Origin of the sequence: Halocella sp. SP3-1 (genome assembly GCF_003953885.1) — a bacterium.
Taxonomy (GTDB): domain Bacteria; phylum Bacillota; class Halanaerobiia; order Halanaerobiales; family DTU029; genus Iocasia; species Iocasia fonsfrigidae.
Genome location: NZ_CP032760.1, coordinates 808692 through 832508 on the forward strand (window position 1 = coordinate 808692; position 23817 = coordinate 832508).

Sequence of the window (23817 nt, forward strand, 5' to 3'; positions counted from 1 at the left end):
AATTATTAGAAAGGTAATGACTGAGGTTAGTTAATGGAAATTTTAAAATGATTATGGGAAGTGGGGGTGTTTAATCATGTCCAGGGCAATTAATTTATTGGCCTGTGATTTAGGTGCATCAAATGGCAGGGCACTACTTGCCAGGTTTGACGGAAATAAACTGAAACTTGATGTAATTCATAATTTTACAAATGGGGGTGCAAGGCTCAATGGAAACTTTTACTGGGATATTCTGGCCTTATTTGCAGAGATTAAACAGGGGATTAAAAAAGCAGTTAAAGTGACAGATGATGATATCCACAGTATGGGGCTAGACACCTGGGGGGTTGATTACGGCCTGCTTGATGAAAACGGCAAGCTGATGTCATTACCCTTTCACTACCGGGATAGTAGGACAGATGGTATCCCGGAAGAGGTTTTTAAAAAGATAGCCAAAAAAGAAATATATCAGGAGACAGGGATACAATTTATGCAAATAAATACGATTTTTCAGTTATATACTGAGATAAAGGAACGCCCCTGGATATTGAATAATGCAGCTACACTATTATTTATGCCTGATTTGCTAAACTATTTGTTGACAGGGGAAAAATACAATGAGTATACTATTGCCTCTACAGCACAGTTGTTTAATCCAGTTAAAAATACCTGGTCAGAAACAATCTTTAAAGGTCTAGGTATTCCAGTGGATATTATGCAGAAAATTATTTATCCTGGTACCAGGATTGGGGACCTTCTGCCGGCGGTTAAAAAAGAATGTGGTTTGAACAATGATTTACCTGTTATGGCAGTAGGGAGTCATGATACAGCCTCTGCTGTAGCTGCTACCCCACTAGGAGATGAAAATAGTGTTTATTTATCCAGTGGTACCTGGTCATTACTGGGGATGGAATTAACAGAGCCGGTAATTAATGAGGATTCACTTAAAGAAAACTTTACTAATGAGCTTGGCCTTGAAAAAAAGGTAAGATTTTTGAAGAATATTACAGGTTTGTGGTTGATTCAGGAATGCAAACGTATCTGGCAAAGGGAAGGAAAAGACCTCAGCTATTCCGAAATAAGTGAAGCATCAGCCCAGGCTACCCCTTTCAAATACAGACTGGACCCTGATGACCCTGTTTTTATGAAACCGGAAAATATGCCAGAGGTAATTAAAGAATACTGCCGTAAAACCAAGCAAGCAGTACCAGAGACTATTGGTGAGATGGCACGGGGAATATATGAAAGCCTGGCCTTTAGTTATGATAAAGTAATTAAACGCCTGGAAAAACTGGTAGATAGAAAAATTAAAAATATTCATATGGTTGGAGGGGGGATACAGGCAGAATTACTATGCCAGTACACAGCTGATATAAGTAAGAGAAGGGTGCTGGCCGGTCCTGTTGAGGCTACTGCAACCGGAAATGTCCTGGCCCAATTAATAGGCCTGGGTGAGATTAAGGACCTAAAAGAAGGACGAGAACTAGTCCGCAATTCTATTAAATTAAAAGAGTATTTGCCGGCTTAAGTCTCTTTCATAATAAACTTTCATTGCTTAATTAATTATAAATCTAATACAGGGGGTTTTAATGATGTATAGTGATAAAAATGTAAAGCAGGCTTTTCAATGGGCCAAAGAACTATATGGCCAGTGGGGTGTTGATGTAGAGAAAGTAGTGCAGGCCATGGGGGGTGTTGCTATCTCTATGCACTGTTGGCAGGGCGATGATGTCGGCGGTTTTGAAGACCCTGAAGGAGACCTAACAGGAGGGATACAGGCTACCGGTAATTACCCGGGGAAAGCCCGGTCAGCTGATGAACTGCGTATGGATTTAGATCAGGCCCTTTCTCTAATACCTGGTAAGCATCGCTTAAATCTACATGCTATTTATTTAGAGGCAGATGGTCAGAAGGTAGATAGGAATGAAATTACCCCTCAGCACTTTAGCAAATGGGTTGACTGGGCTAAAGAAAAAGGAATTGGTCTTGACTTTAATCCAACACTTTTTTCACACCCGCAAGCAGATGATGGGTTTACCCTCAGCCACCCTGATCAGGGGATCAGGGATTTCTGGATTGAACACTGTAAAAGGTCGAGAAAAATTGGTGAATATTTCGGAAAAGAACTGGAAACAGCAGCAGTGACTAATATCTGGCTACCTGATGGCTATAAAGATATACCTGTTGATAGATTGGGACCCAGAGAGAGATTAAAGGATTCCCTTGATCAGATACTCTCTGAAAATATTGATAAAGAATATAATTTAGATGCGGTTGAAAGTAAGTTATTTGGAATAGGGTCAGAGAGTTATGTAGTCGGTTCCCATGAATTCTATTTAGGGTATTCCTTAAAAAATGATGTCTTACTCTGTTTAGATGCCGGTCATTTTCATCCCACAGAGTATATTTCTAACAAAATATCTGCCTGCCTTTTATATTTGGATGAACTACTCCTCCATGTCAGTCGGCCTGTCAGGTGGGATAGTGACCATGTTGTAATTTTAGATGACGAATTACAGGCTATTGCCCAGCAGATAGTAAGACCAGGGTTCCTTGACCGGGTTCATATTGGATTGGATTTCTTTGATGCCAGCATAAATCGGATAGCTGCCTGGGTTATTGGGACCAGAAATATGCTCAAGGCCTTACTAATAGCTATGTTGGAGCCTACAGCTAAGCTAAAGGAATATGAATTAAACGGTGATTTAACAGCCAGGCTGGCGATATTAGAAGAATTGAAAGCATATCCTTGGCAGGCAGTCTGGAACTATTATTGTCTTAAAAATAATGTTCCTGTGGGAGAGGACTGGTTTACTGAGGTAAGGAATTATGAAAACGAGGTATTGAGTGATAGAAACTCGTGACTTGCTATAGTACAAAATATTTATAATTAAAATGTTTAACTTATGAAATATTTCTATAGGGGAGGATCAAAATGAGAGTAGGTTTTAAATTAAAATTAAAAAATGAACACCTGCAAGAAGAATATAAAAAAAGGCATGACCAGCTCTGGCCGGAGATGCTAGAGGTATTGGATAAGGCAGAAATAAAGAATTATTCAATCTGGAATTCGGGGCAGGATTTGTTTGGTTATTATGAAGTTGAGGATTTAGATTATAGTAATAGAGTACAGGCTGAGAGTGAAATTGTTGCTAAATGGAATGTATATATGCAGGATCTCCTGGAAAGCAGAGTAGATGATAATGGTAGTGTATCACCAGTAAAAGAAGCTATGGATTTAATGTTTTATAAAAAATAAAGAAAGGTGATTAAGGGGAGAGATATATGTCAGAATATATTTTAGAGTTAAAGGGTATCACTAAAGAATTTCCAGGGGTAAAGGCACTGGATGATGTTCATTTTCAATTGAAACCAGGAGAGATTCATGCCCTGATGGGTGAAAATGGTGCCGGGAAATCTACTTTTATTAAAATCATTACTGGGGTACACCAACCTGAACAGGGTGAAATCTATCTGGATGGTGAAAGAGTCGCCATAAATAACCCGAACGATTCCAAGAAGTTAGGGATTGCAGCCATTTATCAGCATGCAACCAGTTATCCTGATTTAAGTGTGACAGAAAATATTTTTATTGGACATGAAAAAATAAAACAGGGAAGTAAAAGGTTATTATGGGATGAGATGCATGCTGAAGCAGAGAGATATTTGAATCAGTTAGGGGCAGATTTTACTCCTAAAACAGAGATGAAAGCACTTAGTGTAGCCCAACAGCAGATGGTGGAGATTGCCAAAGCTTTATCTACTGGTGCCAGGATAATTATTATGGATGAACCAACGGCTTCTTTAACTAAAAGTGAAAGTGAAGAATTATACCAGATTACAGAAAAGCTGAGGGATGATGGTACTTCCATTATCTTTATATCTCATAGATTTGAGGATACATATAGACTGGCTGATAGGGTTACAGTACTTAGAGATTCCCGTTATATAGGAACCTGGAATGTGGCTGAGATCAGTAATGAACAATTAATCCAGGCCATGGTGGGGCGTGAAATTAAACAGCTGTTCCCGGATAAAAAGGCTGATATCGGACAGGAGGTATTAAAGGTAGAGGGGCTGGGGAGGATGGGCTACTTTTCAGATATCTCTTTTACCTTATATCAGGGCGAAATACTTGGATTGACAGGCCTGGTTGGTGCAGGCAGATCTGAGCTGTGTCAAGCAATTTTTGGAATTGCGCCTTATGACCAAGGGGAAATTTATTTCCAGGGAGAAGACATTGAGATTAAACACCCTCTAGATGCTATGGAACTGGGGATAGGTTATCTGCCAGAAGACCGTCAGGAACAGGGTTTAATACTGGAATGGGGTCTAGATAAAAATATTTCGCTTCCTGCTTTAGCTCAGATATCTCATCAGGGGTGGATAGATAAGAGTAAAGAGGTAGATATGGCCCATTCACTGGCAGAAAAGGTTAATGTTAAGGCAAAGAGTATTTATGACCTGGCAAATTCGTTATCTGGTGGTAATCAGCAAAAGCTTGTAGTAGCTAAACTCCTGACTGCTGATTTGAAGGTGATTATTCTTGATGAGCCCACTAAAGGTGTTGATGTGGGGGCTAAATCGGCAATATTTAAAATTATGAATGATTTAGCTGAACAGGGTTATGGTATTATAATGGTTTCCTCAGAGATGCCTGAAGTTCTCGGTATGAGTGATAGAATCATTGTTATGCGGGAAGGGAGGATTACTGGCAGCTTTTCCAGGGAAGAGGCCGACCAGGAAACAATCCTTAGAGCGGCTATGAAAAAGAAGGTTTCTCTTAAGGCCTAAAAATAAGTAAGGCTCTTTCATAATAGACCTTTTGCATAATTGAATTGATTAAAACGGAGTACCTAGGGCACTCCCTATTTAAATAGACTATACAAGAAAATTAAGGTTGCAGGATTTAGTATGGCAACAATCAATTATGCAAGACGCTAAAGTAATATATTAATTTTAAGGTGGGATTTTAATGCTTGAAGGAAAATCTAAGGGCTTATTTAATAGTGAGAATATACAAAAGATTCGCGAACTGGGTTTAATAGCTTTTATTATTATCATTGGATTTTTTGTACAGTTAAGGAATCCTAGTTTTTTGAGCCTGGAAAACATAAATGACTTAATTAAAAATACTGCTATTCTTTCCATTCTGGCAGCAGGAATGATGCTGGTAATAATTACAAGGGGTATTGATCTTTCTATCGGTGCAACACTGGCTTTATCTGGTATGTTAACAGCTATGACTGTTAAGATTTACCCTGGATTACATCCTATTTTAGCGATTTTCTTAGGGATGTTAATTGGTCTTATTTGTGGGGTAATAATAGGTTTTTTTGTTGCCAAGACCTCGATTTTACCTATTATTGCGACCCTGGGGATGATGAATGTTTTTAGAGGAATAACCTTTTTGGTCAGTGGGGGTAGCTGGGTAAGTGCCTACCAAATGTCTGATGGATTTAAAAATATTGCAACAGGCTCAGTATTTGGTATTAATAACTTGATATTTGTTGCAATAATTATCTATATTCTCTTTTACTACTTTGTTAATTATACACGAACAGGTAGACAGGTTTATGCTGTTGGTAGTAATCCGAATTCCGCTAGAATAAGTGGGATAAACATTAGTAAAATATTATGCTTAGTTTATATGATTATGGGTGCGCTGGCAGGTCTTTCTGGTGTTTTATGGGTATCCAAGTTTGCTTCAGCCCAGAGTAATACAGCAATGGGCTATGAAATGACTGTTATTGCATCCTGTGTTGTTGGTGGGGTAAGTATTGCCGGTGGAAGGGGCAAGGTCTCTGGTCTCCTTTCAGGTGTTCTTCTGATGGGGCTTTTAGATAATGCTCTACCATTAATTAATGTATCACCTTTCTGGCAGGATGCAATTCAGGGAGCAATCATTCTTTTAGCAGTAGTTGTGAGTGCTTTAGTTAAAAGGAGTATTGATAGGAAGAATCTTATGAGGAGGGTAATATAGTATGGAGAATTTAACATCATCAGTAGAAAAAAACATATCAATAGAAAGAGAATTTAGGACAAAAGATTTTTTCCTACAGTGGGAGTGGTTGCTCTTATTAATTTTTTTTCTGATACATATTGTTAATTCACAACTATCTCCCTATTACTTAAATACCTATACCCTATTAGATGCGACAATGACTTTTCTGGATAAGGCCTTTATTGCCTTACCAATGGCTTTGGTAATTATTTTTGGTGATATTGATATATCAGTTGCTTCAACAGTTGCCTTATCATCAGTGATAATGGCTGTTGCTTACAATGCAGGTTTACCAATGGTATTAGCAATTTTACTTTGTCTATTTATTGGATTGCTCTGTGGTTTAATTAATGGTTTATTAATAGTTAAGTTTAAAGAATTATCAGCAGTTATTGTAACCCTTTCTACTATGACATTATACCGCGGAATAGCCTATATTATCCTGGAAGACCAGGCTGCTGGGGAATTTCCAGATTGGTTTAATTTTCCTGGTTGGGGTTATATAAAAGGAATTCCATTTATCTTGATCTTATTTGCTTTATTTGCTGTAATATTTTTATTACTTTTACATAAAACAACATTTGGACGTAAGGTTTATGCTATAGGAAATAATGAAGTGGCCAGCAAATATTCTGGTGTGCAGGTCGATAAGATTAAGGTAATAGTCTTTACACTGGCAGGTTTAATGGCAGGTGTAACAGCCCTATTTTTAACCTCCAAAATGGGTAGTACTAGGCCTAATATAGCCTCTGGCTATGAATTAGATGTAATTGCTATGGTAGCCCTTGGGGGTGTAAGTACATCAGGTGGTAAGGGTAAAATGATTGGTGTTCTCTTAGCTATTTTTATAATTGGTTTCCTGCGTTACGGTTTAGGACTTGTTAATGTGCCAGATCAGGTAATCTTAATTATAGTCGGCTTGTTATTAATAGTATCTGTTATGCTTTCTAATTTGAATAAAAAGTGATTTAAAGTGTGTGTTCAAAAAGGTATAAATAGGGGATATATAATCCCCGTCGTATATACTGATACTTTTCGAACAGACTCTTAAAGGGTTGGCTGTAATAAATTTTGTATGAAACAGTACTAGCTGTTTCGTATATTTAAATAAAAAAGAGGGGGAGTAATATGAAGAAATTATTTATTTGTTTAGTGTTGGTGATGGCAGTTATACTGGCATCTGGTCTTGCAAGTGCTGAGGATAGATATGCTGTGATTTTCAAGAGTGCTGGTAATCCCTTTGGGGAGAAACTCATGGATGGTTTTGAAAAGGCTGTTAAGGAATTTGGTGGAGAAGCTATTTTAAAAGCCCCTGCTGAACCAACAGCTGAAGCGCAGATCCAGATGATTGAACAATTGATAGCCCAACGTGTAGATGCTATAGCTATCAGTGCTAATGACTATGATGCACTAGAACCAGCCCTTAAAAAGGCTATGAGGAGAGGTATTAAAGTAGTCTCTCTTGATTCTGCTGTTAACCCTGATAGCAGGGATGTGCATATTAATCAGGCAAACCCAGAACTAATTGGTCGTGTGGAAGTTCAGGCCATCTATGAAATGATAGGTGAAGAAGGTCAGATAGCAGTATTAAGTGCCACTTCTCAGGCCAGCAATCAGAATCTATGGATTGAATGGATGAAAAAGGAACTTGAAAAGCCTAAATATAGTAATGTTGAACTTGTAAAAGTTGCTTATGGTGATGACTTAAGAGACAAAAGTGTTTCTGAAACAGAAGCCTTATTGAAGACATATCCCGAGCTAAAAGGTATAATTGCTCCTACAACAGTTGGTATTGCTGCAGCCGGTAAAGTTTTGACAGATAAAGGGCTCAAAGGTGAAGTTTATTTAACCGGACTTGGTCTACCTAGTGAAATGGCTGAATATATAAAAAATGGTGTTTGCCCATGGATGTATCTTTGGAATCCTATTGATTTAGGATATTTAGGTGCTTATGCTGCTCATGCCCTGGTAACAGGAGATATCAATGGGGAAGTTGGAGATACATTTAATGCTGGTTTCCTTGGGGAAAAAGAAGTAATTCAAGCTGGTGAAGGTACAGAAATTATGCTTGGTGCTCCTTTTAAGTTTGATGCTGATAATATTGATAAATGGAAGGAAGTTTATTAATGAGTCAAGTTTCCATTGGATAAAATCGGATATATAGGCTTATAAATGCTAGTCTTATTTGTTATTTGGTTTTGTTTGGTGATAGTAAGAAAAACAAATATTCTTATTATCACCTAATGTTTATTTTTAGAATAAAAAATAAAAACAAAACCTTGAAAACATTATAAAAACAGTATATAATAAAGATATAACAACATAAATATAAAAATAAACAAAGAATAAATAATAATAAGCCTACATATTAAACAGCAAAACAAACAAAAACGCATTTAACTATTTTTGAAAAGGGTTTCAGGTTTAGTGTTCTGAAAGGGGTTTCATAATGGCTACAATCTATGATATAGCAAAAAAAGCCGGGGTTTCTATTACAACTGTTTCAAGGGTGATAAATAATCATCCCTATGTTAAAGATTCAACCCGTAAAAAAGTTAAGAAATTACTAACGGAAGCCAGTTATGTACCAAACAGTAATGCCAGCAGTCTGGTACGTAAGACAACGAATACTATTGCTGTAATATTACCTGATATAACTAATAATTTCTTTGCTACTTTATTTCATGGTGCAGAAGAAAAGGCCAATGAAAATGGTTTTGCAGTTATTTTTGGTAATACTAATGAGGATATTGTAAGGGAAGAGGAGTATATCAGGATGTTTATGGAGAGAAGGGTGGATGGATTAATGCTTGACCCGATATCACAGGAGAGCCATATTCTTAAACCCATTTTTAAGAATGAAATACCACTTGTTATCCTGGACAGGGAAATCAAAGGAATAACTACTAGTTATGTAGGTTCCAATAATAAAGAGAGTGCCTCTGCTCTGGTGGAATACCTTATTGGGTTAGGTCATAGGAGAATTGGGTTAATTACTGGTTTACAGGGAATATCTGTTTACCGCAAGAGGACTGAAGGTTACCTGACTGCTTTAGCAGATACCGGGATAAATATAAACAGTGATTATATAAAAGTAGGTAAAAAACCTATTAAGGAAGTTGGGTATTTACTGGCCCAGGAAATAGTTAAAGTCAGCCCCCGGCCTACAGCACTGTTTGCTGCTAATAATTTCCTGGCGATTGGGGCAGTTAAAGGGTTAAAGGAGCTGGGGATTAAAGTGCCTGAGGATATAGCTATCGTTTGTTTTGATGATTTTGACAACGGTTCAGTCTTAAATCCATTTTTTACTTCCATGAATCAACCAGCCTATGAAATAGGATTAATAGCTATGGAACTGCTTATTAAGCAGATAAAAAAGGAAATTAATGATCCAGAGAGGATTATTCTGGAATCCAGCCTGTGTGTTCGCCATTCAACGTAAATAAAAAGGGGGGTATTTATGGTATAGTTGATAATATTTTTAATTTGCAAATTATTCAGAAATAGAAGAGAAAGGAATTGAGGTGATAGTAAATGGGTGATATTTTAGTAAAAATGAAGGATATTGATAAATCTTTTCCAGGTGTTAAAGCCTTAGACAATTGTCAATTTGAGCTGCTTACTGGTGAGGTTCATGCCCTGGTTGGAGAAAACGGTGCTGGAAAATCAACTTTAATGAAGATTTTAACCGGCGTTCATAATAAGGATAAGGGTAAAATATTCTATAAAGGAAAAGAAGTGGAGATTAATACCCCTGGTACTGCACAGAAACTGGGAATTAGTATTATTTATCAGGAATTTAATTTAATGCCCCATCTGACTGTAGCTGAAAATGTTTTTATAGGTAGGGAACCGCGTAAAGGTAGTTTTATTTTAGATAAAAAAGGGATAAATAAAAGAACCAGTGAACTACTGGAAATGCTAAACATTGAATTAGATCCTGAAACAAAGGTAATGGATTTAACTGTTGCCAGACAGCAGATGGTGGAAATTATCAAGGCCCTTTCTTATAATTCTGAAGTATTAATTATGGATGAACCAACAGCAGCCCTGACTGATTCTGAAATAGAGGAATTATTTGTGATTATAAAAAAACTGAGAGATGATGGTGTAGGTATAATATATATTTCCCACCGATTTGAAGAACTTAAAGAAATAAGTGATCGTATAACAGTTATGCGAGACGGTTGCTATATAGATACAGTTAATACACCCGAGATAGAGATAGATAAGATAATAAAGATGATGGTTGGTAGAGAAATCTATGAATCATCATCCAAAAAAATATACGATAAAAATCAGGATATAGTACTGGAAGTGAAAAATCTAAACCGTGCTGGTGTTCTTAAGGATATTAATTTTTCCTTAAAAAAGGGTGAAATACTTGGGTTTGCTGGTTTAATGGGTGCAGGGCGAACTGAAGTTGCCAGAGCCATTTTTGGGGCAGATCCCTTTGATTCAGGGGAAATATATGTTAAGGGAAAGAAAGTCAATATTACAAGTCCTGTTGATGCAGTGAATTATGGGATAGGTTATCTATCTGAGGACCGTAAGCGTTATGGACTGGCTCTTGGTCTTGACCTGGCAACAAATATAGTCTTGACAAATTATAAAAATTATTTAGGCAAATTAGGCTGGGTTAAGGGCAATAAGATAAAGGAAAGTGGCTATAGATTAATTAACAAGCTTAAGATAAAGACCCCTGGTATTAAGCAGAAAGCTAAAAACCTATCAGGAGGTAATCAGCAAAAGGTAGTAATTGCTAAATGGCTGGATTGTGATAGTGATATCTTAATCTTTGATGAACCAACAAGGGGTATTGATGTAGGGGCAAAAAGTGAGATATATAAGCTTTTAAATGACCTGGTTGAAGGGGGTAAATCTATTATTATGATTTCTTCCGAACTGCCGGAGATATTGAGGATGAGTCACCGAATTGTTGTTATGTGTGAAGGGAAGATTACGGGCAAACTGGATGCAGAGAAGGCTTCTCAGGAAAGCATTATGAGATATGCCACCAGGCGAAGTTAATTATATTTAAAATCTATTAAATTGGAGGAAATTACCTATGAATACTGAACTGATTACCGGGAATCAAAAAAACTTATTTATAAAATCAGAATCAAAGCAGAAACTGCTGGCTTTTGCTAGCCTGATAGTTATGTTTATTATTTTTTCACTGGCATCTTCAAATTTTGCAACTTTTTCTAATGTAGTAGGGATACTTGTTTCAACAGCAGTTACCGGAGTGCTGGCTACTGGGGTTACTTTTATAATTATTACCGGTGGAATTGATTTGTCAGTTGGGACGGTAATGACTTTTGGTTCGGTTATGACTGGTGTTTTCATTACATTCTGGGGACTGCCTATTTACATGGGAATACTGGGTGGTCTTGCTGCCGGGGCCCTGGCTGGTCTGGTTAGTGGGACCTTAGTAGCCAAACTTAAGATACCACCCTTTATTGCTACCCTGGGTATGATGATGGTAGCTGAGGGACTTAATCTTGTTATTTCAGGGACTAAACCGATTTATTTTATACAGAGACCTGCTTTTCGTAAGATTGCTATGGGTACTGTTTTGGGTATACCTCTTTCTGTATATATTTTTCTAGGTGCTGCATTTATTGCCAGTCTGATACTAGATCGTACTGTATTTGGTAGATATACCTATGCCCTGGGAAGTAATGAAGAGGCGGCCCGCCTATCAGGGATTAATGTTGACAGATGGAAGATGGCCATTTATACCCTGGGTGGTTTTTTCAGTGGCTTAGCAGGGGTTTTAATGGCTTCTCGTTTGAATTCTGCTCAACCAGCCCTGGGCTCAGGTTATGAATTAGAAGCTATTGCTGCAGTAGTAATTGGTGGGACTTCTTTAAGTGGTGGTCAGGGTACAATACTGGGGACGATCATAGGTGCTTTTATTATGAGTGTTTTAACAAATGGTCTACGTATCCTCTCTATCCCCCAGGAGTGGCAGACAGTCATTATTGGGGCTATTGTAATACTAGCTGTTTATTCAGATATCCTTCGCCGACGTAAAGGCTAATTTATATTTATTATACCCTGAACAGGGTTTAATTAAAAAATAAAAATAGGAGGAAAAAAGTATGAGAAAGTTGACTGTGTTTCTTGTTTTAATGGTATTGTTGGTGATAAGTTGTCTTACTATGGCTGCTGATGAGATTTATATTCCGGTTATATCAAAGGGATTCCAGCATCAGTTCTGGCAGGCAGTGAGGACTGGTGCTGAACAGGCGGCAGAAGATTATGGTGTTAGGATTACTTATGAAGGACCTGCAAGTGAAACAGAAGTAGCCAAACAGATTGATATGCTGCAGACTGTCCTTGATAAGGCTCCAGATGCTCTGGTTTTTGCTGCTTTAGATAGCAAGGCTGCCATACCATTACTGGAACAGGCAGATGATGCTGGCATTCCAATAATTGCTTTTGATTCTGGTGTTGATAGTGATATTCCCCTGGCAACTGCTGCAACTGATAATTATGCCGCTGCTGGTAAAGCAGCTGATAGAATGGCAGAGCTTATTGGTTATCAAGGAAAGATTGCTTTAATTGTTCAAGATCAGACAAGTCATACCGGTGTGCAAAGACGTGATGGTTTTATAGACCGGATTGAAGAAAAATATTCAGAGATTGAAATAGTAGATGTTCAGTATGGTGGTGGTGATCACCTAAAATCCACTGATCTGGCTAAAGCTATAATGCAGGCCCATCCAGACCTTGATGGATTTTTTGGTGCTAATGAAGGGTCTGCTGTGGGTGTTATTAATGCTGCAACAGAACTTAATAAAGCTGGCGATATTATAATAATCGGGTTTGATTCTGGCAACCTCCAATTGAATGCCATCCGTTCTGGTTTAATGGCAGGTGCTGTTACACAGAATCCTGTAGGGATAGGATATAGGGCTGTTGAGGCTGCTGTTAAGGCCATAAGGGGTGAAGAATTACCAGAGGTTATTGATACAGGGTTTTACTGGTATGATAAAAATAGTATTGATTCCAGTGTAGTTAAACCATTATTATATGAATAGTCTCTAATCCCAGAACTCAAATAAAAGATAGAGGGGTTGTGCAACTAATAAGGGCATAACTCTTCTTAAATAAAATATTACACTTTTCAGTTCCAGCCAATTATATTAATTCTGCTTGTCGTGCGCCACAGGCACTCCGTATCTGAACAAACCGTACAAGAACATTAAGGTTGCATTACGGCGTCCTGCCTACGTGAAAAATATACGACGTTCTCGATGAGCTAGTGTCTAAGCTAACATTGCGTAAGTTAAAAGAAAGCCTAGACTAGTCGCTCCATTAATATAATTGGCTTACACAAAGCATTAGTGTGAATAAATTAAATGAAACTTATGTAGATTTACTTTGTCTTATGATTGATTATCAATTATATTCCATAATTACTTTATGTAAGACGCTTATGTAATTATAAGAGATTATTTATAAGAGAAGGTGATAGATATGCTTAAAGGTATTCCGGCAATAATTTCACCAGAGTTAATAAAGGTGCTCATGGAGATGGGCCATGGTGATGAGATTGTACTGGCAGATGCTAACTTTCCAGCTGCCAGTAAGGCTCGGTGTTTGGTAAGGTGTGATGGGCATAATGTACCTGACTTATTAGAAGCGATATTAAAATATTTTCCCCTGGATACATATGTAAAAAAACCTGTTGTCTTAATGGAAGTAGTAGCAGGTGATCCGGTTAAACCAGTTATCTGGGAAAAATATCACGATATTATTAAAAAATATAATAATGGATCGTCAGCTATTGAATATCTAGAGAGATTTGAGTTTTATAATAGAGCCAGCAGGGCTTATGCTATTGTAACAAGTAGTGAAATGGCCTTATATGCCAATATTATTTTAAAAAAGGGTGTTGTCAGTGAGTAAGGTAATAAATAACAGGAGGTAATAATTAATGAGTAATCTCAAAGGAAAGAGAAGGTTAATTGGCGCAATGCCTAAAATAGGGATTAGACCAACAATTGACGGCAGGGAAAGAGGGGTCAGGGAATCACTGGAAGAACAGACAATGAATTTAGCTAAAAGTGCTGCCAGGTTTTTGGAAGAAAACCTATGTCATGCTAATGGTTTGCCTGTAGAATGTGTAATTGCTGATACAACAATTGGTGGTGTTGCTGAGGCAGCCATGGCTGAAGAAAAGTTCCAGAAAGAGGGTGTAGGCGTTTCCCTGACTGTTACACCCTGCTGGTGTTATGGAACAGAGACAATCGATACAGACCCTTTAAGGCCTAAAGCCATCTGGGGTTTTAATGGGACAGAACGACCTGGGGCAGTATATCTAGCAGCAGCCCTGGCAGCTCATAACCAGAAAGGCCTACCTGCTTTTGGTATCTATGGGAAAGATGTTCAGGATGCAGGTGATACCAGTATACCGGAAGATGTCCAGGAAAAACTCCTAAAATTTGCTAAGGCAGCTTTAGTTGTAGCAACAATCAAAGGGAAATCATATTTATCATTGGGGAATGTTTCGATGGGGATAGCTGGTTCTATTGTAGATGAAGAAGTCTTTCAGAATTACCTGGGTATGAGAAACGAATATGTAGATATGAGTGAGTTTACACGTAGAATAGAAGAGGGAATCTATGATCAAAAAGAATTTGAAAAAGCCTTAAAATGGGTTAAGAAAAACTGTCTGGAAGGGAAAGATAATAACCCGCAAAAAGAGCAGGTAAGTAGAAAAGAAAAGGATCAACAGTGGGGGTTTGTAGTTAAGATGACCATGATTGCCCGTGATTTAATGATTGGCAATCCCAGATTAGCGGAATTGGGATATGGTGAGGAATCACATGGACACAACGCTATTGCAGCTGGTTTTCAGGGACAGCGTCAGTGGACAGACCATTTCCCTAATGGGGACTTTATGGAGGCTATCCTAAACTCCTCATTTGACTGGAACGGTATCAGGGAACCATTTATCCTGGCTACAGAAAATGATAGCCTTAATGCCATTCCAATGCTCTTTGGACATCTATTGACAAATACCGCCCAGATTTTTGCTGATGTCAGGACATATTGGAGTCCAGTAGCAGTTGAGAGAGTGACAGGCAAAAAACTAAGTGGGATGGCTGAAAATGGAATAATTCATCTGATCAATTCTGGTTCAGCAACACTTGATGGTACTGGACAGCAGAGCAAGGATGAGAAAGCGGTAATGAAACCATTCTGGGAAATTACTGATAATGAGGTTGATAAATGTCTACAGGCTACTAGCTGGTGTCCTGCCAGTTTAGGGTATTTCCGCGGAGGGGGTTTTTCTTCTCAGTTTTTAACAAAAGGTGGAATGCCGGTAACAATGAGCAGAATGAATAGTGTTAAGGGGTTAGGGCCAGTTTTACAGATAGCAGAAGGCTATACAGTAGATATACCAGCAGACATTCATGATATTCTAAACCAGCGGACAGACCCTACCTGGCCTACAACCTGGTTTGTCCCTAAACTGACTGGTAAAAATGCCTTTAAAGATGTTTATTCTGTGATGAATAACTGGGGTGCTAATCATGGGGCGATTAGCTATGGTCATATCGGTGACCTCTTAATTACCCTGGCTTCAATATTAAGGATTCCTGTAAATATGCATAATATTGAAGAAGAGAGGATTTTCCGCCCAGATGCCTGGAATCTCTTTGGAACCAAAGAACAGGAAGGTGCAGATTATCGGGCCTGTCAGAATTTTGGCCCCTTATATAAATAAATATAAGTTTTACTCCGGCCTGTCATTAGTTATAATGGCAGGCTTATATATAATAATTGTTCACTGCACAATTATCTAATCCATTTTAAATTCTACTACACTTTCTCTGGTAGTTTTTAAGTAATCAGAGATTGAACTAAAATTATTTTTGGCATAGGCAACAAATAAAATATCAACTGCTGTTAACTGGGCAATACGGGAGGTTATAGCCCCTAGACGTAAATTTTTTTCACTGCCAGCAACCTGTAAGGCTATATCTGAAATCTTTTTTAATGAATTCTCCCCATATTTAGTAATAGAGATACATGTTGCCTCTGATTTCTTAGCTGTTTTAAGGGCTTTATAAATTTCCGTAGTTTCTCCACTGTAAGAGATAGCCACAGCTAAATCACCCTTTTCTATATTTGCCGCAGAAGCTAGTTGAGCATGAGTATCTGCATAATAGATAACTGTCTTTTTGACTCGCATAAGTTTATACTGTAGGTCTCTGGCTACAAGTCCTGAAGCACCAATACCAAAAATACATATTCTTTCAGCTTGCTCAATTGCTTTAACTGCCTTTTTGATTGCTTTAATATCAAGTAAATATATCGTGTCTTTAATTACTTTGATATTATCATGTGATAATTTCTTCATAATGACCTCAACACTATCACCAACAGAAATATCATCATAAACTTTTATTTTCTGTTGATTAGTAGGGTCTCTTAAATCTTTTATTAAAGCAATCTTAAAATCTTGATAACCAGAGAAATTTATTTTTTTACAAAATCTAACAACAGATGCAGGACTGGTTGCTGCTTCTGTGGCCAGTTCTTGAACAGATAGATCAGCAATTTTAGTTTGATTTTCTAATATATATTCTGCGACTTTTTTTTCGGCTCTGGTTAAGTCAGTTAAAATAGCCTTGGTTTTTAAAATTACCTTCATTAATAATCACCTTTTATATAGAATTTGAATTTATCTCCTGCTTGTATATTTTCAATAAGCAGGGCTGCTTCTCCTGCATCTGCTACTAGATTAACCCTACTGTCAGCTGGAAATTTTTTTTTTAAGATCTTTAACTTCTGGAATATGAAGGGAAAAGAAAAGCTTATTTATTCCTAACTCTGCAGCTTTAGTTAGATATTTCAGATATCTTCCAGACTTAAATCAAGTCCGGTATAAATAGAAATTCCAAGCATCTTGGGTCAACTCCTTATTATTATCTTATTTAAACCTTGAAATTCTACATGTAGAGTAAAAAGGATAGAAAGGATCAGAGTCACTCTATTTAATAGAGTGACCCCGGTAATTTGGGAAAATACTCATTTATTGTTAGTTTTTTTAATTACTTAAATAAGTCAGCATAATTATTGTAATTCAGCAACATCCTGTTCTTTAATAAATAAGTGAGTTACTATAAACCCACCAAGATAGGCAATCACCAGTCCCAGAAAATAACTTAACATTGAGCCAGGCTGCATCAGTGGGATAGCAGAAATGCCGGATGGTCCCCAGGCCCCTGCCATTACATTTTGTAACATCACGAAAGCACCGCCAAAGCCTGCACCTAGACCAGCAGTAATAAATGGTTTGCCGAGGGGGAGAGTAACACCATAGATTAATGGTTCTCCAATTCCTAAAACACCAGCTGGTAAAGCACCAGATATTATCTGTTTCAATTTTATATTACCTGTCTTTTTTGCTTTTAAGTAAATTGCAATTGCAGCACCAACCTGCCCTGCCCCAGCCATAGCCAGAACCGGGAATAATGAAACTCCCCCCATATTTTCCAGTTGTAGGGCATAAATCGGAATTAACCCATGGTGTAAACCCAGTAAAACCATTGGTAAAAACACAGCTGACAGTATATAACCGGAGATTACACTAATAATTGGGTTTTCAGAAGCAACAAGTAAGGTTAAAGTAGCAACCAACCAGTCAGATAGTATACCGGAAAGCGGCATAATAATAAAAATCATTGCCAAAGCCATAATTAGCATAGTAACAACTGGAGTGACTATCAAATCAAGTACATTCGGTACAACTTTTCTGATTCCTTTTTCTATAATAGCAAGTATATAGACTCCAATAATAACTCCTATTATACCACCTTTACCGGAGCGTAAAATTGAATTTAGGGGTGAGGCAGCATCAAACATACCTACTGACTGAGATATTTCGTTAATCTGAGCCATAATTGTCAGAGCACCAATCATACCCCCAAGACCTTCTGTTGCCCCAAATTGTTTAGCAGCATTAATACCGGTAAAAATAGTAAAATAACCAAGGAATGCTCCACCTAAAAGAGATAAGATAAGTTGAGTAAGATTCCAAAACTGAGATCCTGGTAGTGTGCCTGTATTTTGCAGGTTACTTATCAGACCAGCGAAACCATTGAAAATACCTGCAGCAATGATAGCTGGTATAAGTGGAATAAATATTTTTCCAATAATTTTTAATGATTTTTTTAATTTGTTCTGTTTTTGTCTTTCCTTTATTTTTTCTTTGTTCTTCTGCCAGTCTTTCCCCACTTCGAGATCTGATGAAATTCCATATTCGCTTTTTAAGATATCAAAACATTTTTTGGCGGTTCCAGGTCCGACAACAATTTGTAGAGTTTCATCTTCTACTATGCCCATAACTCCTTCAATTGATTTCAACTTTGCAATATTTACTTTAGAATAATCTTTAATATCAACCCGCAGCCGGGTCATGCAATTTGAAGCAGCAAGAATATTTTCTTTTCCACCAAGTTTCTCTACTATCTCAGCAAGCAATTTTTGATTAATCATCTTTTTCCTCCTTAATTGTTTTTATCGCTTTGGCCAGATGTCCCTCATAGTTAGCTAATTGACATTTGGCATTTTTTAAATCCAGTCCCGTCTCAATCATCATTATTGCTAATTTAACATTAAAATCAGTTTTTTTAAGATATTCTTCTGCTGTCTGATAACTCACCTCACTTACAGATGTAATTATGTTTTTAGCTCTTTCAGCCAACTTTTGATTTTTTACTTGTAAATCTACCATATAGTTTTTATATACCTTACCCAATTTAATCATGGTTGCTGTACTGAGTATATTTAAAACCATTTTCTGAGCTGTTCCGGCTTTCATTCTGGTTGAACCAGTGACAACTTCAGGCCCTACTACTGGAGTAATAGATATTTTGGCAATTTTGGCAATTTTCGAATCGGGATTGCAACTTAAGGCAACAGTTTTGGCCTGTAAATAATTTGCGTATTCTAGCCCACTTACCACATAAGGGGTTTTACCACTAGCGGCAATGCCGACCAGAATGTCATTACTGGAAAAATAGATTTCTTTTAATTGTTTAATTGCTTCTTCTTTACTATCTTCTGCATTTTCTATAGAGTTTCTAATAGCTTTTTCCCCTCCAGCAATTAAACCCTGTACAAGTTGATTGCTAACTCCGTAAGTAGGTGGGCATTCTGAAGCATCAAGAACTCCTAGTCTGCCGCTAGTACCTGCCCCAAGGTATATTAAGCGACCACCTTTTTTTAAAGCTAAACTAATACTGTCAACAGCTTTTGCGATATTTGCTAATTCTTTTTCTATAGCCTGTGCTACAAGTTTATCTTCTTGATTTATAATTTTGACAATTTCTATTGTATCAATTTGATCAAGATCTTGAGAACGTGGATTTATGGATTCTGTGACTAAAGTATTCAAATTCTTCATTTTTGACCTCCATTCAAAGTATTATTTCATTTCTTAAAAAGATTTTATCATTATTGAAAAAATATTTCAAGTATATTTTTATATACTGAAAATATATTTCAATACCGAGGAATATATTCCCTGTATGTGAATGAATTTATCATCTGTTTAATATTTTAAATTGATAGATTCTTTAGAGTTTATTAAAGTTTTGCCCAGATTCTAATATTGCAAGAGGTTTCCAGGAATTTTCACAAAATCAAATCAGTACTAGTAAAATATTTTATTATTATAAGACTCTTTTATAATAAAGTTTCATGGCATAATTAAGTATACAAGAGCTTTTATTATTGGTATGATGGTAGAATTATTTGTTGATGATCGGTTAAATCAAGCATTACAGGTATTTTAATTTTTGAGGGGGAAAATAATTTGAAACCTATCTGTTATTTGTCTGTTGGTCTGGATAACCTTGGTGATAAGGCCTGTCTGGAAGCATTTTTGAAAAAATTATCATCTTTATATCAGGGTAGTTCTGTTAAACCTGATATCTATCAGGTTTTATGGTATCAATTTGACAAATTAAATATCCAGGAATTTTCTTTGGTAGTTTTGGGTGGGGGCTCCCTTTTAGCAACTAGCTATTATCTTAAATGTTTATATCAGGCTCAGCAAGTGGGGGTGCCTACAGTAATCTGGGGTAGTGGGGTTGATCATAGTGACCCTCAATTTACTGATGATTTACTTGCTGGCAGGGCAGAGGGAGTACCTGATATCGAGGAATTTTTTACTAAGAAAGTAAAATATCTACTCAGATCTACAGTTAGTCAGGTAGGTTTAGTGGGGGTAAGGGGTCCTTATACTCTAAAAATACTGCAGCTCCTTGATTGTCAGCTGGATAAAGTTTTTATTGCCGGGGATTCAGGTATCTTACTTGAACCAGATTTATCTCGGGATAATAATCTACATCTTAACGAGAAAATGATAATGGTCAACTGGGGGACATCATATAATAAGGTTTATGGTGAGAATGAAGAAAAATTAGCTGTAGAGCTGGCAGGGAGCCTGGATCACTTACAGGAAGAGGGGTATCAGATTATTATCTACCCAGTCTGGGAACAAGATATTCCAGCAATATTTAGGCTTGTTGATAAAATGATTAATCAGGATAATTTAATTGTTATTAATAGGGTTTTACCCAGTAGCCAGCTTTTATGGTGTATATCTCAGGCTAGCCTATCAATTAACTTTAAACTACACCCCTGTATATTTTCTGCAGCAGTAGGGGTGCCTTTTATTTCATTGGCCTACCGTTTTAAATGTTTTGATTTTGCAGAGTCAGTAAAATGTCAGGAACTATGCATAAGGACTGACGTCTGTGATATTAAGAAGGAGATATTAGATAGAGTTAAATATATCAGGGACAATAAAAATACTTATTATAACAAGTTTTTGCAGTATAAATCAGGTTTTAACAAGAAGTATGACTTTCTAATAGAATATATAGATGAGACAATAAAAAAGTAGGGCTTTTCCCATCAATATTAGAGACAGCAAGTATTAATGTTGTTTTGCGGGTCAGGGAAGAGTGGTAACAGTTGTCAGCACATAATGTATTAGTCTATCATATAGTATATTAATTCATATATATTATATTATAGCAAGAGAAAGGAGAGAAAGCTATGCCTAACTTTAAGGTGAGAAACTTTTCAGTTGATAGGCTTAAAACCCAGATATTCGGTACGAGTACAGAGAATCCCATTGCTACAGATAGTGATGGTTTGCTAAGGATACGAAGTATTTCAGATGCTATTTCTGTTGATATGACTGGCACAGTAGATATTCGTGACCTGACTGCCAGTAGTGACAGTATTGAAATATATGGTTTTGATGGCACCAATATTCAGAGGATCCAGACAGATACAGAGGGGAATATTAGAACACATCTAACAGCACGGGATTTTTCAGAGTTAACAGAAACCGGGCTTGTTTCTACTGATGCTTTTACCTTTAGTGAACCTAGAGATAATTCTGAATTTACCACCTATTCCTTTGCGGTTTATAATTCTGGTGCTACTAATAGTATTGATGCCAGGTTAGAGGTTAGTGCTGATACCGACCAGTGGTATGCCGATACTGCCGCAAGGAGTATATCAGCTGCCAGTGTAGATGTCTTCTTCCCGGCCAGTTTTCTTAAATATACCAGGGTAGCTTACAGGAGTACAGATGCAGGTAATGCTTCGTCACTGGATATCTTTTTTCAGGCTCAATTATAAGGTGATTATAGGGGCCCTTTTCGGGCCTTTTTATTCTAGAATGTTTTGGATGGAGAGATTAAATGAAATGAAAAGACCAACAATAAGTCTTTGTATGATTGTTAAAGATGAGGAAGAAAATCTTAGAAGGTGTTTGGATAGTGTCAAGGGTTTAGTTAATGAAATAATTCTGGTGGACACAGGTTCAACAGATAATACATTACAGATAGCTCAAGCTTACGGGGCAAAAATTATTAATTATAAGTGGGTAGATGATTTCAGTAAGGCAAGAAATAAATCATTGGCGGCAGCAGGGGGAGATTGGATATTATACCTTGATGCTGATGAGGAGTTACCTGAAGCAAGCCGTCAAATGTTAAAAAAAATAATTAACGCCCCTGATATTGAGGGTTACTTCTTTCAAGTTCTTAATTATACAGGTAAAAAGAGGGACTATTCTCAACTGGTACATCAGAGTTGCCGTTTGTTTAGAAATAGACTGGATTATCAATTTCAGGGAAAAATACATGAACAGATCCTACCTTCAATCTATCAATATTCTTCCCAGACCCAGGTTTTGAAGACTGATTTAAAGATAATTCATTATGGATATATGTCTGCTAATAGTAAGCGGAAAGAAAAACTGGAGAGGAATATTCGCATACTTAATAAAGAATTAGAAAGGTTTGACAGTAATTCTTTTTTAGAATACCATCTTGGACTCTCTTATTATGAATTAGCAGATAAGAAAAAGGCCCTGGCCTGGTTTAAAAAGGCCTACAGTCATCTGGAAAGGGGTTATTCCTTTAGTCCAACTTTAATCAGGAATATTGGTCTTTGCTTATTTGACCTACAGGAATATAGTGAAGTGATAGGATTTATTGATTATGAGTTAGATAATTACCCTGACTATACAGACCTTTATTATTTAAAGGGATTGGCGTTATTAAAAAACATTAATTACTCTCAGGCGATAAAAGAATTTGAACACTGTCTTTTAATTGGGGAAGTATGTGGTAAATATACAACAACTGTTGGGGTAGGTAGTTTTTTAGCGCATTATAATCTGGCTAATGCCTATAAAGGGCGTTATGAGCGGGAAAAAGCAATAAAACATTACAGAGAATCATTAAGTGTAGAACCTGATTTTTTAGACCCCCTTTACCCACTGACAAAACTATTAAAGGAGAAATATCAAAACCCAGCAGAACTTATTTCATATCTGGAAACAGAATTTGATCTGTCCAGCTGGCAGGGTTTTATTATCCTGGCTGATTTATGTGCTTCTATCAGGGAAGATGCTCTGGCAGCAAATTATTTAGCAAGGGTAGCAGTAAATACTAAACTTCCTTTAGAGGCACGGCTGTTATATGCTAAATCACAACTTGCTTTAGGCAGATATAATCAGGTCTACAGGGATTATACATGCTTAATAGCAGAAGGTATTGAGTCGGAAACTTTTATTATTGAGTATTTTATAGCTTACTGGTTAAAGAATTCTGCTGAGGGTATTGAAAAGCTGACAAAAATTATTCAGGGGCTGTCTGATCAAGGGTTAAAATATATTTTATCCAGTATGAATAATATCTGTTGTGACAATCAGCAGAATAAGGGATTAAAGAATAAGTTAAAAAAAGGGATTCAGAAATTAATTAATAAATATAGACAAAATGATGCTGAACAAAAACATACTATCAATGATTATCAGCATAAACTCATTTATGTTCTGGAAAAAATCCTTCGCTACAATGCCTATGAATTATTTGATACCTTGACTGGTAAATTAATTACTGATTTAGGGATAGATGAGTGGGAAAAGGATTTTATTATTGGGGAGATATATTATAAGTATGATTATTATAATGAGGCCAGCAGGGAATTTTTAAAGAGTCTGGATAATGGTGGTGAAGATGACCGACTTTATTATTATCTTGGCCGCATCTGCGAAAAGAGGGAACTACTGGCTGATGCTGAGAATCTCTACTGTTATGCCTTAAATAATAATGAAAGACTGCTAAAATATCACCTGGCTGTAGTAAGGGTAGCACTCAAAAGGGCCCAGAAGATAAGTAGCTGGGTTTTAAAAGAAAGACCAGAGGCAGCTTATTTTCTCAAAGAAGAAAAAACACTAAAATACCTTTTGGGAAAACTGGGTTAGGGGTGGTTTA

General features: G+C 36.9%; 20 protein-coding genes. 16 read left to right on the forward strand and 4 right to left on the reverse strand.

The window, feature by feature from the left end; all coding sequences use genetic code 11:
- The first annotated feature begins 76 nt into the window (after positions 1–76).
- The 13 genes from D7D81_RS03835 to D7D81_RS03895 all read left to right on the forward strand — a co-directional run bounded on the left by D7D81_RS03835 (position 77) and on the right by D7D81_RS03895 (position 15728).
- On the forward strand, positions 77–1507 hold the full coding sequence (locus tag D7D81_RS03835; RefSeq protein ID WP_125987468.1) for a rhamnulokinase: 1431 nt from the start codon (positions 77–79) through the stop codon (positions 1505–1507).
- Positions 1508–1571: 64 nt separating this feature from the next.
- A complete protein-coding gene (locus D7D81_RS03840; protein WP_205739429.1) occupies positions 1572–2843 on the forward strand; it encodes an L-rhamnose isomerase in 1272 nt (423 codons plus the stop codon).
- Between the two features lie 71 nt (positions 2844–2914).
- Complete coding sequence (locus tag D7D81_RS03845) at positions 2915–3238, forward strand: L-rhamnose mutarotase (RefSeq protein ID WP_125987472.1); 324 nt, start codon at positions 2915–2917, stop codon at positions 3236–3238.
- A gap of 26 nt (positions 3239–3264) precedes the next feature.
- Complete coding sequence (locus D7D81_RS03850) at positions 3265–4773, forward strand: sugar ABC transporter ATP-binding protein (RefSeq protein ID WP_125987474.1); 1509 nt, start codon at positions 3265–3267, stop codon at positions 4771–4773.
- A 181-nt stretch (positions 4774–4954) separates the two neighbouring features.
- Positions 4955–5962, forward strand: coding sequence for an ABC transporter permease (locus tag D7D81_RS03855; protein WP_125987476.1), 1008 nt, complete (start codon positions 4955–4957; stop codon positions 5960–5962).
- A gap of 1 nt (position 5963) precedes the next feature.
- Positions 5964–6950, forward strand: a complete 987-nt coding sequence (locus tag D7D81_RS03860; protein WP_125987478.1) for an ABC transporter permease — start codon at positions 5964–5966, stop codon at positions 6948–6950.
- 194 nt (positions 6951–7144) lie between these two features.
- Positions 7145–8110, forward strand: coding sequence for a rhamnose ABC transporter substrate-binding protein (rhaS, locus tag D7D81_RS03865; RefSeq protein WP_502700021.1), 966 nt, complete (start codon positions 7145–7147; stop codon positions 8108–8110).
- Between the two features lie 322 nt (positions 8111–8432).
- The gene (locus D7D81_RS03870; protein WP_125987483.1) at positions 8433–9425 is read left to right on the forward strand and encodes a LacI family DNA-binding transcriptional regulator; all 993 of its coding nucleotides are present in this window, start codon (positions 8433–8435) and stop codon (positions 9423–9425) included.
- Between the two features lie 92 nt (positions 9426–9517).
- On the forward strand, positions 9518–11014 hold the full coding sequence (locus D7D81_RS03875; protein WP_125987485.1) for a sugar ABC transporter ATP-binding protein: 1497 nt from the start codon (positions 9518–9520) through the stop codon (positions 11012–11014).
- A 37-nt stretch (positions 11015–11051) separates the two neighbouring features.
- Positions 11052–12029, forward strand: coding sequence for an ABC transporter permease (locus tag D7D81_RS03880; protein WP_125987487.1), 978 nt, complete (start codon positions 11052–11054; stop codon positions 12027–12029).
- A gap of 61 nt (positions 12030–12090) precedes the next feature.
- A complete protein-coding gene (locus D7D81_RS03885) occupies positions 12091–13032 on the forward strand; it encodes an ABC transporter substrate-binding protein (RefSeq protein ID WP_125987489.1) in 942 nt (313 codons plus the stop codon).
- 439 nt (positions 13033–13471) lie between these two features.
- Positions 13472–13903 (forward strand): L-fucose mutarotase, encoded by a 432-nt coding sequence (gene fucU, locus D7D81_RS03890; protein WP_125987491.1) that lies wholly within the window; start codon positions 13472–13474, stop codon positions 13901–13903.
- A 28-nt stretch (positions 13904–13931) separates the two neighbouring features.
- Positions 13932–15728 (forward strand): L-fucose isomerase, encoded by a 1797-nt coding sequence (locus D7D81_RS03895; RefSeq protein WP_205739330.1) that lies wholly within the window; start codon positions 13932–13934, stop codon positions 15726–15728.
- A gap of 75 nt (positions 15729–15803) precedes the next feature.
- Here D7D81_RS03895 and D7D81_RS03900 read toward each other — a convergent pair whose 3' ends face one another.
- From D7D81_RS03900 to murQ, 4 genes are all read right to left on the reverse strand, one after another.
- Complete coding sequence (locus tag D7D81_RS03900) at positions 15804–16658, reverse strand: MurR/RpiR family transcriptional regulator (protein ID WP_125987493.1); 855 nt, start codon at positions 16656–16658, stop codon at positions 15804–15806.
- On the reverse strand, positions 16658–16825 hold the full coding sequence (locus tag D7D81_RS20020) for a phospho-sugar glycosidase domain-containing protein (RefSeq protein ID WP_125991895.1): 168 nt from the start codon (positions 16823–16825) through the stop codon (positions 16658–16660). The genes D7D81_RS03900 and D7D81_RS20020 overlap by 1 nt, the downstream gene beginning before the upstream one ends.
- Positions 16826–17080: 255 nt before the next feature.
- Positions 17081–18505, reverse strand: coding sequence for a PTS transporter subunit EIIC (locus D7D81_RS03910; protein WP_125987495.1), 1425 nt, complete (start codon positions 18503–18505; stop codon positions 17081–17083).
- On the reverse strand, positions 18498–19415 hold the full coding sequence (murQ, locus tag D7D81_RS03915) for an N-acetylmuramic acid 6-phosphate etherase (RefSeq protein ID WP_125987497.1): 918 nt from the start codon (positions 19413–19415) through the stop codon (positions 18498–18500). The genes D7D81_RS03910 and murQ overlap by 8 nt, the downstream gene beginning before the upstream one ends.
- Before the next feature lie 411 nt (positions 19416–19826).
- Between murQ and D7D81_RS03920 the strand changes: the two genes are divergently transcribed.
- The 3 genes from D7D81_RS03920 (at position 19827) to D7D81_RS03930 (ending at position 23807) form a co-directional block, all read left to right on the forward strand.
- Positions 19827–20921: a polysaccharide pyruvyl transferase family protein gene (locus D7D81_RS03920; RefSeq protein WP_164522102.1), complete on the forward strand. Its 1095-nt coding sequence runs from the start codon at positions 19827–19829 to the stop codon at positions 20919–20921.
- Between the two features lie 155 nt (positions 20922–21076).
- The gene (locus D7D81_RS03925; protein ID WP_125987501.1) at positions 21077–21670 is read left to right on the forward strand and encodes a DUF6385 domain-containing protein; all 594 of its coding nucleotides are present in this window, start codon (positions 21077–21079) and stop codon (positions 21668–21670) included.
- Between the two features lie 49 nt (positions 21671–21719).
- Positions 21720–23807 carry a tetratricopeptide repeat-containing glycosyltransferase family 2 protein gene (locus D7D81_RS03930; protein ID WP_164522103.1) on the forward strand — a complete coding sequence of 696 codons (2088 nt, stop codon included), beginning with the start codon at positions 21720–21722 and terminating at the stop codon, positions 23805–23807.
- Positions 23808–23817: the final 10 nt, after the last annotated feature.

Bases quoted from the DNA above. Each gene is read 5' to 3' on its own strand.
- D7D81_RS03885 (WP_125987489.1), top strand. From the start codon at position 12,091: ATGAGAAAGTTGACTGTGTTTCTTGTTTTAATGGTATTGTTGGTGATA.
- D7D81_RS03900 (WP_125987493.1), bottom strand. From the start codon at position 16,658: ATGAAGGTAATTTTAAAAACCAAGGCTATTTTAACTGACTTAACCAGA.
- D7D81_RS03895 (WP_205739330.1), top strand. From the start codon at position 13,932: ATGAGTAATCTCAAAGGAAAGAGAAGGTTAATTGGCGCAATGCCTAAA.
- D7D81_RS03855 (WP_125987476.1), top strand. From the start codon at position 4,955: ATGCTTGAAGGAAAATCTAAGGGCTTATTTAATAGTGAGAATATACAA.
- D7D81_RS03925 (WP_125987501.1), top strand. From the start codon at position 21,077: ATGCCTAACTTTAAGGTGAGAAACTTTTCAGTTGATAGGCTTAAAACC.
- D7D81_RS03880 (WP_125987487.1), top strand. From the start codon at position 11,052: ATGAATACTGAACTGATTACCGGGAATCAAAAAAACTTATTTATAAAA.
- D7D81_RS03840 (WP_205739429.1), top strand. From the start codon at position 1,572: ATGTATAGTGATAAAAATGTAAAGCAGGCTTTTCAATGGGCCAAAGAA.
- murQ (WP_125987497.1), bottom strand. From the start codon at position 19,415: ATGAAGAATTTGAATACTTTAGTCACAGAATCCATAAATCCACGTTCT.
- D7D81_RS03910 (WP_125987495.1), bottom strand. From the start codon at position 18,505: ATGATTAATCAAAAATTGCTTGCTGAGATAGTAGAGAAACTTGGTGGA.
- D7D81_RS03845 (WP_125987472.1), top strand. From the start codon at position 2,915: ATGAGAGTAGGTTTTAAATTAAAATTAAAAAATGAACACCTGCAAGAA.
- D7D81_RS03835 (WP_125987468.1), top strand. From the start codon at position 77: ATGTCCAGGGCAATTAATTTATTGGCCTGTGATTTAGGTGCATCAAAT.
- fucU (WP_125987491.1), top strand. From the start codon at position 13,472: ATGCTTAAAGGTATTCCGGCAATAATTTCACCAGAGTTAATAAAGGTG.
- D7D81_RS03930 (WP_164522103.1), top strand. From the start codon at position 21,720: ATGGAGAGATTAAATGAAATGAAAAGACCAACAATAAGTCTTTGTATG.
- rhaS (WP_502700021.1), top strand. From the start codon at position 7,145: ATGGCAGTTATACTGGCATCTGGTCTTGCAAGTGCTGAGGATAGATAT.
- D7D81_RS03850 (WP_125987474.1), top strand. From the start codon at position 3,265: ATGTCAGAATATATTTTAGAGTTAAAGGGTATCACTAAAGAATTTCCA.
- D7D81_RS03860 (WP_125987478.1), top strand. From the start codon at position 5,964: ATGGAGAATTTAACATCATCAGTAGAAAAAAACATATCAATAGAAAGA.
- D7D81_RS03875 (WP_125987485.1), top strand. From the start codon at position 9,518: ATGGGTGATATTTTAGTAAAAATGAAGGATATTGATAAATCTTTTCCA.
- D7D81_RS03870 (WP_125987483.1), top strand. From the start codon at position 8,433: ATGGCTACAATCTATGATATAGCAAAAAAAGCCGGGGTTTCTATTACA.